The following is a 13,384-nucleotide window of genomic DNA, read 5'->3' on the forward strand; positions in this document are numbered from 1 at the left end:
CCATCCCGGCGATGCCGGGATGGGATCAGACATCGTTGCAGAAGATGGAGACTATCGTCGCTTAGGGCTGGCGATGGAATTCTCGTGAAAAGGTTACAGCATGTCCCAGGTGCGTTTGGATCAGGTCACCAAATCCTTTGGTAGCGTTGAGGTCATCCCTCCGCTCGATTTGGCAATTGCCGACAAGGAATTCGTGGTTCTCGTCGGGCCGTCCGGCTGCGGGAAGACAACCACCCTGCGGATGATCGCGGGGCTGGAACAGACGACGTCCGGGGAAATCCGTATCGGCGAGCGGGACGTTACGACGCTGCGCCCGGGTTTGCGCAATTGCTCGATGGTGTTTCAGAATTACGCGCTCTATCCGCATATGACAGTCGCCGAAAACATCGGCTACGGCATGAAGGTGCGCGGAACGCCGAAGCAGGACATCGATGCCGCCGTTGCAAATGCGGCGCGCATTCTCAATCTCGGTGCCTATTTGAAACGCAAGCCGAACGCGCTTTCGGGTGGCCAACGCCAACGCGTGGCGATTGGCCGGGCGATCGTTCGCCAGCCGGATGTGTTCCTGTTCGACGAACCGTTATCCAATCTCGACGCCAAATTGCGCATTGAAATGCGAACAGAAATCAAACTCCTACATCGCAGGCTCAAAACCACGATCGTGTATGTTACGCACGATCAGGTAGAGGCGATGACGATGGCAGATCGTGTCGTGGTTATGAATCAAGGGCGTATCGAGCAGGCCGCTGATCCGATCACCCTTTATGAATCTCCGAAGAATCTCTTCGTCGCTGCCTTCATCGGCTCGCCAAGCATGAACTTCATCGACGGGCGACTTGTGCAAACCTCCGGTGGAATTGCCTTCCAAGCCGAGGGTGACGTCGACATTGCGATTCCTACGCAAAGAGCCGAGCGCCTTTCGGCGGCGGTAGGACAGTCGGTGGTTCTCGGAATCCGACCGGAACATACTATGGTCAGGGATGCAAACGCTTCGACTGCAAGCCTGCATGTCGCCGATATCGAGCCCCTCGGCCCATACACACTGGCGATCGGCAAGGTCGGGACAGCGGCCTTTACTGCCCAAATCGACGCGTCCTCGCGCGTTGGCCCGGATGACAGGATCAACGTTCCCATTGATGCCCAAAAAATGCACTTTTTCCTTAAAAGTACCGGAGACACGGTCGGCTAGCGCATCGGCCCGAAAATCAGAATTGATTTTCGGGCCGATGGGAGAATTGAAACTGTTCGAGCGTCCTTTGTGCGTCCGAAAGGACATTCGGACATCGCGATCTGCGCCGGATGAACTGATACGTGGTGTTGGCAGCGCCGCTTAGGCGCTAAAGCGCGTCGCGCAAAAGAGCGAAATGCCCCTCCCCGGGAATGGAGAGGGGCAACATCATTACCTGTTGGCAGCGACCGGGCGGACCAGCGCCGTGACGCGGCGGATGGTGACGCGGCGGTTTTCCTGCTCGGGGGCCGACGTGTTGACCTTCAGATACTGCTCACCATAACCCTGCGTCGCGAGGTTCTCCGGCGCGATGCCGTAAACGTCGGAGAGCACATTGGCGACCGATTCCGCCCGCTGGTCGGACAGGAGCAGGTTGCTCTGGTCTGAGCCGACGGCATCGGTATGCCCCTCGATCAGGAAGGTCTCGCTCGGATCCTTCTTGAGCACCTCGCTGATCGCGTCGGCGACCTTGCGCAGCGTGCGCGCCTGGGTCATCGGGATATCGGCGCTACCGGTCGCGAAGGTGATCGTGTCGAGGTCGATGCGGCGCACCTTGTCGCGGATACGGGCCGAATACTTCACCTCGTCCAGCGAATAGACGCGTTCCACAGGCTCGACCGGCGGCTCGCTCAGGAACTCGTAATAGTCCCGGTTCGGGTCGCTGCGGGTATCAATGATGTAGTCGCTGAGCGGCACGCGCAGCCGCATCGGCGGCAGATCGGCGCCCGGATCCTCGAAATAGTCGCGGTCCGGATCGTCATAGAGGTCCTGCGAATAATAGAGCACGTCCTCGCGCCCGCGGGCGTCGACGCGCGACCGCTGGATGATGTCGCCGTAACGGTTGCGGATCGTCACGATGCGGTAGCCTTCCGGCCGCGTGATCGTCTCGCGGTAGCGGTCGCCTGAGAGCTCCTCATAACTCGGCCGCTCGCCGTCGCGCAGGAAGCGCCTGTCGTCGTCGCCGCGCACGATCGTCCTGTTGTCGTACTGGATGATCACACGGCTGTCGTCGCCGCGGTCGTCGAAGCGCGCGCCGTCGGGACGGACGAATCGTGGCCGCTCATCGAGCTTCCTGCCCTTCTCGCGGGTCACCGCCTCGAGCTTGACCGGCGCCGGCGCTTTGGCGCCGCTCGAAGCCTGTGCATCGGCATCCGAGGTCGGCACCTTCACCTCCTGGCTGTCGGCGCGCTGCCTATCGCGATCGCGGCGGCCTTCCCGGCCCTTGCTGCGGTCCGCATCCTTGTCGCTGTCGAGCACAGCGGCACCGTTCTCCACCGGCAGCACGACGGTCTCGTTGCTCTTGGCCGGATCTGCGGCGATCTTCTTGCGGCGCTCCAGCTCCTCGGGCGATACCTTTTCCGGCGCCGGAATGGCCTGCTCCGCCTGCTGGCCGCCACTGGCGTCCGGCAGCGGCTGGGCGGTATCAGTTGCGGGCGCGGCCGGCTGCTCGCCGGCGGGCTTCGCTGCTGTACCCTCCTTCGGCTTCTCGGCGGGCTCGGCTTCCGGTGCCGCCGCCTTGTCTTCGGTCGTCTTAGCCGCAGGTGCCTTGTCTGCAGGTACCTTGTCTGCAGGTGCTGCAGTCTCGCCCTTTGTCGGCTTCTGCTCGGCAGGCGCTTCGGCTGCGGGTTTCACCTCTGGTTTGGCTTCGGGCTTGGCCTGTTCTTCGGTCGGTGTCACCGCCTCGGGAGCGGCAGTCTCAGCCTTGCCCTTGCCTTTATCTTTGCCTTGGGCCTTATCCTGCCCTTTCTCCCGCTTGCCGCCTTCCGGCTTGGCTTCAGGTTGTGCCTGTTCCGTTTCCGGCTGAGCTTCCTTTGCTGCCGGCTGCTGTTCGGGCTGCGGCTGAGCCTCCGGCTCGGCCTGCTGCGTCTCCTGCTTCCTCGGCTTCTTCGGCTTTTCCTGCGTTACCGGCTGCTCTTCCTGCTGCGGCGCGGCCTCCGGCTTTGCCTCGGGCTGGGCCTGCTGTTTGGCTTTCCGCTCGGGCTTGCTTTCAGGCTGCTCCGCAGGTGCCTCCGCCTTCGGCGCTTCCGGCTCTGCCTTGGGTTCAGGCGCTTCCTTCCGCTCGGCCTTCGGCTTTTCGGCAGGCGCTTCCTGCTGCGCCGGCTGCTCGGCGGCAGGCGCCTTTTCGGCCGGAGCTTCCTCCTGCTGCTTGCGCTTCTTCTTCAGCAGTTCCTCCTCGGAAGGCGCATCCTGCGCCACCTCGAAGCTGCCCTGCTCAGCCTGCCGCACGGCCGATGCCTGCGTCGCGACGTCGCGTACGGCTGCCATCGCCGATGCCGGCTGCAGCGCCAGCGACAGAGAAAGCAGCGGAAAAGCCGCGCTCGCGAACAATCTTGATTTCATGCCCATCGGGTTTCCTCGATCCTGTTTGAGCTTCTTGAAGGCCGCTAGGCCCTGGTTCCGCCCCTAGCGTCGCATTGAGGCGAAACGGCGGAATGGCAATCGCCGAGCCGCCGATTTGTTCCGGTTCTAGGAAGTCGGGGATTAACCTCGCGTGAATGTTGCAGTCTGCCGGCGTTCATCTCGCCTGTTATTTGCACCGCACAATTGCGATGGGATTTGTGTTGCAATTCCATGAAAAAAAGTCTGATTATCGCCGCAAGGCGGTCTCAGCACCGTTGAACTGCAGCCGTCAGCCCAACAGAAAAAGGAGCGACGGCTACCAACAGAGAGGATCCTCATGCTTAATTCCACCCGTATTTTCGCGGCAGCCTCGATCGCGGCGATGTCCCTTTTTGCCGGCTCGGCCATGGCCGATGGCGAGAAGTATGTGATCGGCACCGATTCGACCTATCCGCCCTTCGAATTCGTCGATGCCAGCGGCACGATCCAGGGCTTCGACATCGATATCACCAAGGCGCTCTGCGCTGAGATGAAGGCCGAATGCTCCTTCGTCAGCACCGACTGGGACGGCATCATCCCGGCGCTGAACGCCAAGAAGTTCGACATGATCGTCTCCTCCATGTCGATCACACCGGAGCGCCTAAAGCTCGTCGACTTCTCCAACAAGTACTACAACACCCCGCCGGCAATCGCCGTGCCGAAGGATTCGACGATATCAGACGTCGCCGGCCTCAAGGGCAAGGTGATCGGCGCGCAGACCTCCACGACGCACGCCAACTATGCCGAGAAGCATCTCGCCGACACAGAGCTCAAGCTCTATCCGACCGCTGACGAATACAAGCTCGACGTTGCCAGCGGCCGTGTCGACGCCGTCATCGACGACGTCGTCGTTCTCTCCGAATGGGTCAAGTCCGACGCCGGCGCCTGCTGCAAGATCCTGACGACCCTGCCGGTCGACAAGGAAATCAATGGCAACGGCGCCGGAATTGCTATCCGCAAGGGTGACCCGCTCAGGGAAAAGCTGAACACGGCGATCGCCGCGATCCGCGCCAACGGTGAATACAAGAAGATCCAGGACAAGTACTTCGACTTCGACGTTTACGGCGAATAAGAAATTCGCTATCTGGCCGATGAAGATAGTGGCGGAAGGCTTGCTCTTCCGCCATTTTTGTTTGACAAAGATGGCAAGATCAAAACGGCAAAAGCCGTGAGGGGAATTCTCGCATGGGCGGATTATATTCCGCGCTAGGCTCCTTCTGGAGCTGGATTGTGCATATTTTCGATCCGCTATGCGGACCCGTTGGCATCTTCACTTGGTTAGGTCCGTCGACGATTCTTGCCTGTGGCGATACCGGCTGGGGCGACGAGATCGCGCTTGGCCTGCAGGTCACCGTTTCGGTGGCGATCGTCACCCTGCCGATCGGCCTCGCCATCGGCTTCCTGGTGGCGCTCGGCCAGCAGTCGGAGGAAAAGCCGCTGCGGCTGGCGGCCGGCATCTACACCACGATCTTTCGCGGCCTGCCGGAGCTTCTGACGCTCTTCATCATCTATTACGGCATGCAGATGCTGATCCAGTCTCTGCTGACCTTCGTCGGTTATGACGGACCACCGGTCGAGATCAACGCCTTTCTCGCCGGCGTCATCGCGCTCTCGGTCGTCTTCTCCGCCTACTGTTCGGAGGTGCTGCTCTCGGCCTTCCGCGCCATTCCCAAGGGGCAATACGAGGCAGGCGACGCGCTCGGGCTGCATAGCGGCCGCACGCTACGCCTGATCATCCTGCCGCAGCTCGTGCGCATCGCGCTGCCAGGCCTGACGAACCTCTGGATGGTGTTGCTGAAGGACACCTCCTACGTCTCGATCATCAGCCTTGCCGATATCCTCCGCCAGACGAGTGTCGCCGTGCGTGTGACCAAGGAACCCTTCTTCTTCTATGGTCTGGCCTGTTGCCTCTATCTGGTGCTCGCCATCCTCTCTTCCTTTCTGCTCGTCTATGTCGAGCGTTGGGCCAAGCGTTCGGAGATCCGCCGATGAGCTACGCCGAAACGCTGATCCCGCCGCAGCCCGCACCCCGCGAAGTGACGAAGCCGATGACGCCGGCGCGCATGGCCGGCTATATCTTCGTCGCCGTCTGGGCTCTGCTCGCGGCGCTCCTTGTCTATTCCGTCGTCAACGGCTGGGATCCAGAAAAATTCGCCCGTTACGGGCCGCGTTACCTCCATGGTCTGTGGATAACGCTGAGCCTCGTTTTCATTTCCGTCATCTGCGGCGCCATGCTGTCGCTGCCGCTTGCCGTGGCGCGCATGTCAAGGAACCGGGTGCTGAATGCGCTGGCCTACAGTTACATCTACTTCTTCCGCGGCACACCGCTGCTTGCCCAGCTGTTCCTGGTCTATTACGGCCTCGGCATATTCCGGCCGCAGCTTGAGGCCGTCGGCATCTGGTGGTTCTTCCGCGATGCCTGGTATTGCGGCCTCTTTGCCATGACCATCAATACCGCAGCCTACCAGGCTGAAATCCTGCGCGGCGCGATCGAAAGCGTGTCGCATGGCCAGCACGAGGCGGCCGCCGCACTCGGTATCCACAAGTTCATCGCTTTCCGCAAAATCATCCTGCCACAGGCTCTCATCGTCGCGCTTCGCCCTTATGGCAACGAGATCATCCTGCTGATCAAGGGCTCGGCGGTCGTCGCCATCATCACCGTGCTCGACCTGATGGGCGAAACCCGCTACGCCTTCTCCCGCACCTTCGACTACCAGACCTATCTCTGGGCGGCGATCTTCTATCTCGCCATCGTTGAGGCTCTACGCCATCTCTGGGCCTGGATCGAACGCCGCCTGACCCGGCATCTCAAGCGCTGATGCGTGTCACAGTTTTGGGATAACGGCATGCATGACACAAAGCAGACTTGGCAGCACTCCCGGCGTGATGCTGCCAACTCATTGATATAAAAAATAAATTGTCCTTTTATGAAGTATCTGTAAAGTTTTCATTAACCACTCGCATGTTTCCATATCACGTAGCGCTAATAAGCGCGCGAGTGGGAACAAGAAGAAGTGGAATGCGATGCACAAGGACATGGAAAAACAATTGCAGGGCTACGGTCTGACGACCGCCCAGATCCTCTACCATCTGCCGGACCACCCGGCGATCCTGCAGACCTATGTCTGGCAGGACTACGACCTCGCCCCCGATTTTCCCGAAATGCGCGGCTTCCTGAAATTCTGGGAAGAGAAGCTCGACGGGCCGCTGCATTCGGTGCGCTACATCCACCGCAAGCTGATCTCGGCAACCGAGTGGCGGGCGCTGAAGGGCGAGTTCATCCTGCACTGATCGGCTCTGCAGCAGGATGCCGAAAAGTGTGAGCGGTTCGGGCGGCATGGTCAGACATGCGCCTCGCCATGGCCGAATTCGCCTTCGTCGCGATCCGGGCGAAGCGCGAAACCGAGCATGCCGAGATAGAAGGCGACGACAATGGCGATGACCGCAAGGCCGGGAACCGGCCCGAGCACGGCATTGTCGATGACATAGGCCCATGACTGCGCCTGCAGCGCCGGCATGCCCTCCGTCTGCAGTTTCGGCGTCGAGATCTTCAGGCACCAGGCGAGCAACAGAATGAAATACATCCAGCCGTAGTTGCGTTTGAGCCGGCGGTGCATCGCCTCCTGATAGCTGAGCAGGAAGCGCGGTTTGCGCAGGCTGCGGGCGACCACCATCGCCCATTCGCCACCAGTCCCGACCTCCGGCGCGAGAATCTGCGCGAAATAGCAGCGCTCGATCTGGCGAATGCGGGCGCGGTAAATATCGAAGAAACGGTAGCGCCGCGCTTCGATCATCAGCAGCAGCGTCACCAGCATCATCCCGAACAGCAGCACTCCGTGATGCGAGGTCGGCGTCGACAGCGACACCGAGAGCAGTGCTGCGACGACGGTGATCGCCCAGTTCGACGTCCGGTCGATGCGGTCGCGCCAACTCGTCATCCGTCCGAGTTCGCCGCGGTAATAATGAATGAGCGTGTTGGTGACCTCGCCTGGTGTACTTGGCAGTAGCAATGGCCGCGCGCCCTCTCCTTCCCGTACCGATGACGTCCTGTCTTCCTCCATTTTCATGGCTCGTTCCTCCCTTCGTCTTCTTTTCGGCCATTCTGCGCCCGCAAGTACGCCATTGCAAAACATCGAAAGCAGCCTTAGACGCATGCCTGAAACAAAAGGACGGCCTGAAACAAAGGACGATGGACTGCGATGGCAAAGAAGATCGACGAAGAAGCCCTTGGCGAGGCCTATAACCGGGCTCTGGCGCTGGAAAAGGCCGGCGATGTCGATGCGGCCGTTGCAGCCTATGAGGAAGTCCTAGCACTCGATCCCGACGATCACGGCGGTGCGGCCGTGCGCATTGCCGCGATGGGCCGCGGCGAAACGCCGGTCAAGGCGCCCGATGCCTATGTCGAGACCTTGTTCGACCAGCATGCCGAGGTTTTCGAGGACGTGCTCGTCGAGCAGCTCGGCTATCACGTGCCGATGCTGGTGCGCCAACGCCTGCAGGCGCTAAACCTCGGACCGTTCAAGCGGCTGCTTGATCTGGGCTGCGGCACGGGTCTCACCGGCGGCGCACTGCGCGACCTCTGCGCTGATATGACCGGCATCGACATATCGGAGAAGATGGTCGAGATCGCCCATGAGAAGGATCTCTACGAGACGCTCTTCGTCGCCGAGGTCGAGGATTTCCTCGACGACAACGACGAGGAGGCCTTCGACATCATCGCCGCCACCGACGTGCTGCCCTATCTCGGCGCGCTCGAACCGCTGTTCTTCGGCGCCGCCGAGAACCTGACGCCGGGCGGCCTGTTCATCTTCTCCTCGGAAACCCTGCCCGAGGAAATCCTCGCCGGCCGCGCCTACATGGTCGGCCCGCACCAGCGCTTCGCTCATGCCGACGCCTATGTCAGAGAACGCCTGACGGCCACCGGTTTCGAACTCGTCGAAATATCGGATATCAACGTGCGCATGGAAGACGGGCAGCCGACACCCGGCCATCTTGTCATCGCCCGCTATATCGGCTGACGGATACTTGCACGATTGGCGAAGTATCTATTGCCTGGTGCGTCGCGACCTGATAGTTAGTCGATCGGTAAAGTTTATCGCAACGATAGGAAAGGTTGCCGCATGTCGCTCGTGCTCTATGGGCATCCGCTCGCCTCCTTCTGCCACAAAGTGCTGATCGCGCTTTATGAAAACGGCACTCCCTTCGAGAATCGCATCGTCGATCTTTCCGACGAAAGCTCGCGCGCCGATCTCTTTCGCTTCTGGCCGATAGGCAAGATGCCGCTGCTGCGGGACGAGGCGCGCGATAGCACCATTCCCGAGACATCGATCATCATCGAATATCTCGAGCAATATTATCCCGGCCCCGTTCGCCTTCTGCCGCTGGAGATCGACCGGGCGCTGCAAGTCCGCCTCTGGGACCGCTTCTTCGACCACTATGTCCAGGCGCCGATGCAGACGCTCGTCAGCAATCGCCGGCGGCCCGAGGGCGCGGCGGATGAAATCGAGGTGGCCGCCGCCAAGGCGACGCTCGCCAGCGCCTATGCGATGATCGAAAAGCAGCTCGCCGGCAAGCAATGGATATCGGGCGCCGGCCTCACCATGGCCGATTGCGCCGCAGCCCCTGCGCTCTTCTATGCTGAGACGCTGATTCCCTTCACTCAGGAACAGCCGAACCTTCGCGCCTACTATGATCGGTTGCTGGAGCGCCCGTCCTTTGCAAGGGTTCTGGAAGAGGCCCGCCCCTACTTCAAGTTCTACCCCTACAAAGAAAGGCTGCCAGCCCGCTTCCGGGATACCGCGGGATGATCGAAAGCCAGGCGGATCTCGACCGTATGTTCCATGCGCTTTCCGATCGCAGCCGCCGCGGCATGATCGATCGCCTCGGCCGCGGCCCGGCCTCCGTCACCGAACTGGCCGCGCCGCTCGCGGTTGCGCTGCCGACGGTGATGAAACATCTGCAGGTGCTGGAGGAAAGCGGCCTCGTGCTCTCCGAAAAATCCGGCCGGGTGCGAACTTACCGCTTGCAGCAGGACGCGCTTGCCGCCGTCGAGCGCTGGGTGGAACAGCGGAAGATCCAATGGACGACCACCTTCGACAGGCTGGACCACTTTCTCGCCAATGAAACGGAGACTCTTCCCGAATGACGACACGATCTGCCGAACACACCACTCTCGTCATCGAACGCCACCTGAAGGCGCCAGTCGCCCGCGCCTTCCGCGCCTGGTCAACACCGGAATCCAAACGGCAATGGTTCGCGTGCCATGGCGAGTGGGTGCCGCTGGACTACGGGCTCGATTTCCGCCCCGGCGGCGCGGAAAGGAACTACGTCGCCGATACTGACGGCCTTCTGCACGCCTATGACGCCCATTACATCGATATCGTGCCCGATGCCCGCATCATCTATGCCTATGAGATGAAGCTTGGGGAAAGCCGCATCTCCGCGTCGCTCGCCACCGTTGCCTTCGAAGCCGCACCCGGCGGCACGAAAATGGTCTTCACCGAACAGGTGGTCTTCCTCGACGGCTACGCCGACAACGGCGCCCGCCTCCAGGGCACCGAGATCGGCCTCGACAACCTGGAACTCTTCCTCGAGCGCGAGGAAAGCCCGATCCACTGATCGCATGTCACGCAAAACCAAATCGCCTCGCATGAATCAGTTTGAGGCGACGAGTTTCAGACGAAATAAGCCAAGCCTCAAGCGCTGCTTGGTTTCTTCCGCGAGCCGGCAGGACGAGCGGCGGCCCGCTTTGAAGTGTTGAGTGCGACAGCGCCGCGAATGAGCGCTGTCAACGCCTGCTCGTCAATCTCGTCGCCCTCATGGAAATCGATGGCGCGTCTGGTATTGCCGTCAAGACTGGAGTTGAAGAGGCCTGAAGGGTCCTCCAGCGAGGCGCCCTTGGCGAAGGTCAGTTTCACCACGCTCTTATAAGTCTCGCCAGTGCAGATGATCCCGGCGTGCTCCCACACGGGAACGCCTCTCCACTTCCATTCCTCGACCACGTCGGGCTCTGCCTGCCTGATGAGAGTTCGGACTTGAGCGAGCGTCTTGCCGCGCCAATCGCTCAACTCCTCGATTCTCGCATCGATCAATCGAGAAGGAGAGTCGCCGTCCTTCTCTTCGCTGGAGTCGCTCTTCTTCAGCGTTGCCGTGGCTTTCTTCATCGATATCGCTCCTCCGTCTCTTAGTGCTGATAGCCTAACATCCGCTCACATTCGTTCGCCGGGCAATTGGCTTGCCTGTTCCACCCAGGCGGCGAGCTGAGCCTCGTCGAGTTGGTCTTCCTCATGAATGTGGAAGTAGCGCACTTCCTTTTGTTTGGACTCGCCGGGCGGGATGGGACTGAGTGACCTGCCGCGGAAGAAAGCGACCTTGATATATTTCGCGAAGCAATGAACACCGAGAAACCAGCCCTGCCCTTCCATGCCATAGAGGGGCGAATTCCATTTCACGGCCTTATACACTCCGGGCACCGCACGCGTGATGAGCGCGTCGAGACGGCGCCCGACGTCGCTTTTCCAGCCGGGCATAGCGGCGATGTAGGCTTGCACGGGAGCGTCGCCGTAACCCTTGGCGATCTGAGGGTTGCCACCGGAGAGAAGGACCGGCTCCGCGGCACCAGGCTTGGCGGTTGTCTTCTTCGTGACCTTTGCTGCGGTCTTGGATGTCTTCCCGGACATTGCCTTCACTCCTACCCTCCGCTGCGTCCCGCGCCGTGCCACTTGGCGGCATATGGCAGCGCAAACAAGTAGAGACCGGTGAGCAGCAGCAAGGTCAGCGGCAGCAGCGCCATGAAGCCCACCCAGACGGACGATTTCTCCTGCACCATCGCGATGATATTAATTATGACGGCCAGCGTAAAGGCAATGGACAGCCAACGGTGGATCTGCCGAAGCCAGTTATTCCAAGTCAAGGGAACCTCCTGCGAAAACAAGCGAAGCGGATGGCGTGATCCGTTTTGGCAGCGGTCTCACTCTATGCGCGTCAGCACCTGCTCCAGCTTTGCGAAAAACTGCTGCCAACCGCTTTTGGCGCCTCCGTAAGCCTGCCGCTGATCCGGCCGGAAGCCCGACTGCTCCATGCGCAGGTGCGTGCCCGCGCCCATGGGCGTGAGAGTCCAGGTGACGACACTTTCGAGATCATAGGCAGCCCAGGTGTAAGACAGGGTTTTGTTCGGCTCGACTTCCAGGACCTGGCAGTCGACGGAGCCCCAATCCGCGCTCAGCTTGAAACGGTGATCCACGACCGGCACGAAGTCGTTCTTCATCAGCCAGTCCGCGATCAGATGCGGTTGGGTGAGCGCGCGCCAGATCTTTTCCGGCGGAAAAGGGATCTCTCGTTCGACGATGACGGAACGGGTTTCGTTTGAAATTTCGGTCATTGGTCCATCCTTTTCAATAGATCCTCCAGCTGATCGAACCGATTTTGCCAGAAGCCCGCCATCTCGCTTGTCCAGTCGACCAGCGGCGCCAGCGCACCGAGCTGCGCGCTATAATGCGTCTGGCGACCTTCATGGCGGTCGCGCACCAATCCGGCCTGCTTCAGGATTCCGAGATGTTTTGAAACGACCGGTTGCGAGACCCCCGCCCGCGCCGTGAGAGCTCCGACCGTCTTCTCTCCTTCACGGCACAGCCGCTCGAAAAGCGCCCTGCGGGTCGGATCGGCGAGCGTTCTGAAGAGCATGTCCTGAGCGTTCGACATCTATGATCCATACCCCGATAGCTATGAGTTAACGTATAGCCATAGAGGTATGAGTGAGTCAAGCTAGACGTGAAACGGCTTGGGGGAGCTGTTGTTGCCGAGTTACGCGCATGTGGCAGCACGCCTCGGCAGAGACAGGTTATTTCTCATACCCAGACGCCTATACATTTTCGCCATCGGTCGCATGCTCGCGTCGACAGGCCTCGCCTATGCCGAGATCATACAACTTCGCGAATAGCGCTGGGATCAATGACCGCCGTCGGTGCCGAGGATCGCGGCGAGCAGCCGGCCTTCGAGCTCGGCAAGGTCGGGGTTGCCGTGCCGGCGCGGATGCGGATAGGGAATGGGAAGATCGAGTGCGATCCGCCCCTCGTCGAGCACGATGACCCGGTCGGCGAGATGCACCGCCTCGCTGACATCATGGGTGACGAGCACGGCGGTGAAGCCGAGTTCGCGCCAGACACGGTTGATGAGTTCCTGCATGCTGATCCGCGTCAGCGCATCGAGTGCGCCGAGCGGTTCGTCGAGCGCCAGCACGCCGGGCCGGCTGACCAGCGCCCGCGCCAACGCCACGCGCTGCCGCTGCCCGCCAGAAAGCCGCGCCGGCCATTCCCTGGTCTTTTCGCCAAGCTGGACTTCGGCAAGTACGGCATCGGCCGCCTTTGCCGCCGCCCGACTGTCGATGCCATCGCCGAGCCCGACCACCACATTATCGGCGACACTAAGCCAGGGTAGCAGCCGCGGCTCCTGAAAGACGATGCGCGTGTTCGGGCTCGCCTGCGCCCCGTCGGCATCTTCGAAATGCAGCTCGCCGGCACTCGGCTCGTCGAGGCCCATCAGGATGCGCAGCAGCGTGCTCTTGCCGCAGCCGCTCTTGCCGATCACGGCGACGAACTGGCCGGCCGGAATATGCAGGTTGATGCCACGCAGCACGCGGTTGGCCCCAAAACTCTTCTCAAGCCCCGTCAGGCTGATCGCCGCTGGCGCACTACGGCCCACTGCCGGCGCGTTTTCGCGCGCATAAGCTGGCTCTTCGGCGACGGCGTGAAAACGCTCATGTGCGATCGATGTCATCGC

At 61.0% G+C, this 13,384-nt stretch carries 17 protein-coding genes; 9 read left to right on the forward strand and 8 right to left on the reverse strand.

The window, feature by feature from the left end; genetic code table 11:
- Window positions 1–100: 100 nt before the first annotated feature.
- A complete protein-coding gene (locus OIU37_RS04265) occupies window positions 101–1,189 on the forward strand; it encodes an ABC transporter ATP-binding protein (RefSeq protein ID WP_171602728.1) in 1,089 nt (362 codons plus the stop codon).
- Between the two features lie 210 nt (window positions 1,190–1,399).
- Here the strand turns inward: OIU37_RS04265 and OIU37_RS04270 are convergent, their stop codons facing one another.
- Window positions 1,400–3,574 carry an OmpA family protein gene (locus tag OIU37_RS04270; protein ID WP_264255913.1) on the reverse strand — a complete coding sequence of 725 codons (2,175 nt, stop codon included), beginning with the start codon at window positions 3,572–3,574 and terminating at the stop codon, window positions 1,400–1,402.
- 331 nt (window positions 3,575–3,905) lie between these two features.
- On the opposite strand from OIU37_RS04270, the gene OIU37_RS04275 reads away from it, so the two are divergent.
- From OIU37_RS04275 to OIU37_RS04290, 4 genes are all read left to right on the forward strand, one after another.
- Window positions 3,906–4,679: a transporter substrate-binding domain-containing protein gene (locus tag OIU37_RS04275; protein WP_171602730.1), complete on the forward strand. Its 774-nt coding sequence runs from the start codon at window positions 3,906–3,908 to the stop codon at window positions 4,677–4,679.
- A 113-nt stretch (window positions 4,680–4,792) separates the two neighbouring features.
- Window positions 4,793–5,599, forward strand: a complete 807-nt coding sequence (locus OIU37_RS04280) for an ABC transporter permease (protein WP_171602731.1) — start codon at window positions 4,793–4,795, stop codon at window positions 5,597–5,599.
- The gene (locus OIU37_RS04285) at window positions 5,596–6,426 is read left to right on the forward strand and encodes an ABC transporter permease (RefSeq protein WP_171602732.1); all 831 of its coding nucleotides are present in this window, start codon (window positions 5,596–5,598) and stop codon (window positions 6,424–6,426) included. Before OIU37_RS04280 ends, OIU37_RS04285 begins: the two co-directional genes overlap by 4 nt.
- Window positions 6,427–6,631: 205 nt before the next feature.
- Entirely contained in the window at window positions 6,632–6,898 is a 267-nt protein-coding gene (locus tag OIU37_RS04290; RefSeq protein WP_018242327.1) for an usg protein, read from the forward strand.
- 50 nt (window positions 6,899–6,948) lie between these two features.
- Here the strand turns inward: OIU37_RS04290 and OIU37_RS04295 are convergent, their stop codons facing one another.
- Window positions 6,949–7,674, reverse strand: a complete 726-nt coding sequence (locus tag OIU37_RS04295; RefSeq protein ID WP_171602733.1) for a DUF2270 domain-containing protein — start codon at window positions 7,672–7,674, stop codon at window positions 6,949–6,951.
- A gap of 132 nt (window positions 7,675–7,806) precedes the next feature.
- Between OIU37_RS04295 and OIU37_RS04300 the strand changes: the two genes are divergently transcribed.
- From OIU37_RS04300 to OIU37_RS04315, 4 genes are all read left to right on the forward strand, one after another.
- The gene (locus OIU37_RS04300; RefSeq protein WP_264255924.1) at window positions 7,807–8,625 is read left to right on the forward strand and encodes a class I SAM-dependent methyltransferase; all 819 of its coding nucleotides are present in this window, start codon (window positions 7,807–7,809) and stop codon (window positions 8,623–8,625) included.
- Between the two features lie 102 nt (window positions 8,626–8,727).
- Window positions 8,728–9,414 (forward strand): glutathione S-transferase family protein, encoded by a 687-nt coding sequence (locus OIU37_RS04305; RefSeq protein WP_264255926.1) that lies wholly within the window; start codon window positions 8,728–8,730, stop codon window positions 9,412–9,414.
- Complete coding sequence (locus OIU37_RS04310) at window positions 9,411–9,752, forward strand: helix-turn-helix transcriptional regulator (protein ID WP_171602736.1); 342 nt, start codon at window positions 9,411–9,413, stop codon at window positions 9,750–9,752. The genes OIU37_RS04305 and OIU37_RS04310 overlap by 4 nt, the downstream gene beginning before the upstream one ends.
- Window positions 9,749–10,225, forward strand: a complete 477-nt coding sequence (locus OIU37_RS04315; protein ID WP_180694919.1) for an SRPBCC family protein — start codon at window positions 9,749–9,751, stop codon at window positions 10,223–10,225. Before OIU37_RS04310 ends, OIU37_RS04315 begins: the two co-directional genes overlap by 4 nt.
- Before the next feature lie 77 nt (window positions 10,226–10,302).
- On the opposite strand, the gene OIU37_RS04320 is transcribed toward OIU37_RS04315, so the two are convergent.
- From OIU37_RS04320 to OIU37_RS04345, 6 genes are all read right to left on the reverse strand, one after another.
- Window positions 10,303–10,770: a DUF1801 domain-containing protein gene (locus OIU37_RS04320; protein ID WP_264255927.1), complete on the reverse strand. Its 468-nt coding sequence runs from the start codon at window positions 10,768–10,770 to the stop codon at window positions 10,303–10,305.
- A 45-nt stretch (window positions 10,771–10,815) separates the two neighbouring features.
- On the reverse strand, window positions 10,816–11,286 hold the full coding sequence (locus OIU37_RS04325) for a DUF1801 domain-containing protein (protein ID WP_180694917.1): 471 nt from the start codon (window positions 11,284–11,286) through the stop codon (window positions 10,816–10,818).
- Between the two features lie 11 nt (window positions 11,287–11,297).
- Window positions 11,298–11,519, reverse strand: coding sequence for a hypothetical protein (locus tag OIU37_RS04330; protein ID WP_171602740.1), 222 nt, complete (start codon window positions 11,517–11,519; stop codon window positions 11,298–11,300).
- A gap of 57 nt (window positions 11,520–11,576) precedes the next feature.
- Window positions 11,577–11,987, reverse strand: coding sequence for an SRPBCC domain-containing protein (locus OIU37_RS04335; protein ID WP_180694916.1), 411 nt, complete (start codon window positions 11,985–11,987; stop codon window positions 11,577–11,579).
- Window positions 11,984–12,307: a helix-turn-helix transcriptional regulator gene (locus tag OIU37_RS04340; RefSeq protein WP_171602742.1), complete on the reverse strand. Its 324-nt coding sequence runs from the start codon at window positions 12,305–12,307 to the stop codon at window positions 11,984–11,986. The genes OIU37_RS04335 and OIU37_RS04340 overlap by 4 nt, the downstream gene beginning before the upstream one ends.
- Before the next feature lie 246 nt (window positions 12,308–12,553).
- Window positions 12,554–13,381: an ATP-binding cassette domain-containing protein gene (locus OIU37_RS04345; RefSeq protein ID WP_240603108.1), complete on the reverse strand. Its 828-nt coding sequence runs from the start codon at window positions 13,379–13,381 to the stop codon at window positions 12,554–12,556.
- Window positions 13,382–13,384: the final 3 nt, after the last annotated feature.

The sequence above is a fragment of the Rhizobium sp. BT-226 genome (assembly GCF_025847085.2).
In the GTDB taxonomy this organism is placed as follows: domain Bacteria; phylum Pseudomonadota; class Alphaproteobacteria; order Rhizobiales; family Rhizobiaceae; genus Rhizobium; species Rhizobium sophorae.

Excerpts from the sequence above, each read along its gene's own strand:
- OIU37_RS04265 (WP_171602728.1), top strand. The coding sequence starts at position 101 with ATGTCCCAGGTGCGTTTGGATCAGGTCACCAAATCCTTTGGTAGCGTT.
- OIU37_RS04270 (WP_264255913.1), bottom strand. The coding sequence starts at position 3,574 with ATGGGCATGAAATCAAGATTGTTCGCGAGCGCGGCTTTTCCGCTGCTT.
- OIU37_RS04275 (WP_171602730.1), top strand. The coding sequence starts at position 3,906 with ATGCTTAATTCCACCCGTATTTTCGCGGCAGCCTCGATCGCGGCGATG.
- OIU37_RS04280 (WP_171602731.1), top strand. The coding sequence starts at position 4,793 with ATGGGCGGATTATATTCCGCGCTAGGCTCCTTCTGGAGCTGGATTGTG.
- OIU37_RS04285 (WP_171602732.1), top strand. The coding sequence starts at position 5,596 with ATGAGCTACGCCGAAACGCTGATCCCGCCGCAGCCCGCACCCCGCGAA.
- OIU37_RS04290 (WP_018242327.1), top strand. The coding sequence starts at position 6,632 with ATGCACAAGGACATGGAAAAACAATTGCAGGGCTACGGTCTGACGACC.
- OIU37_RS04295 (WP_171602733.1), bottom strand. The coding sequence starts at position 7,674 with ATGAAAATGGAGGAAGACAGGACGTCATCGGTACGGGAAGGAGAGGGC.
- OIU37_RS04300 (WP_264255924.1), top strand. The coding sequence starts at position 7,807 with ATGGCAAAGAAGATCGACGAAGAAGCCCTTGGCGAGGCCTATAACCGG.
- OIU37_RS04305 (WP_264255926.1), top strand. The coding sequence starts at position 8,728 with ATGTCGCTCGTGCTCTATGGGCATCCGCTCGCCTCCTTCTGCCACAAA.
- OIU37_RS04310 (WP_171602736.1), top strand. The coding sequence starts at position 9,411 with ATGATCGAAAGCCAGGCGGATCTCGACCGTATGTTCCATGCGCTTTCC.
- OIU37_RS04315 (WP_180694919.1), top strand. The coding sequence starts at position 9,749 with ATGACGACACGATCTGCCGAACACACCACTCTCGTCATCGAACGCCAC.
- OIU37_RS04320 (WP_264255927.1), bottom strand. The coding sequence starts at position 10,770 with ATGAAGAAAGCCACGGCAACGCTGAAGAAGAGCGACTCCAGCGAAGAG.
- OIU37_RS04325 (WP_180694917.1), bottom strand. The coding sequence starts at position 11,286 with ATGTCCGGGAAGACATCCAAGACCGCAGCAAAGGTCACGAAGAAGACA.
- OIU37_RS04335 (WP_180694916.1), bottom strand. The coding sequence starts at position 11,987 with ATGACCGAAATTTCAAACGAAACCCGTTCCGTCATCGTCGAACGAGAG.
- OIU37_RS04340 (WP_171602742.1), bottom strand. The coding sequence starts at position 12,307 with ATGTCGAACGCTCAGGACATGCTCTTCAGAACGCTCGCCGATCCGACC.
- OIU37_RS04345 (WP_240603108.1), bottom strand. The coding sequence starts at position 13,381 with ATGACATCGATCGCACATGAGCGTTTTCACGCCGTCGCCGAAGAGCCA.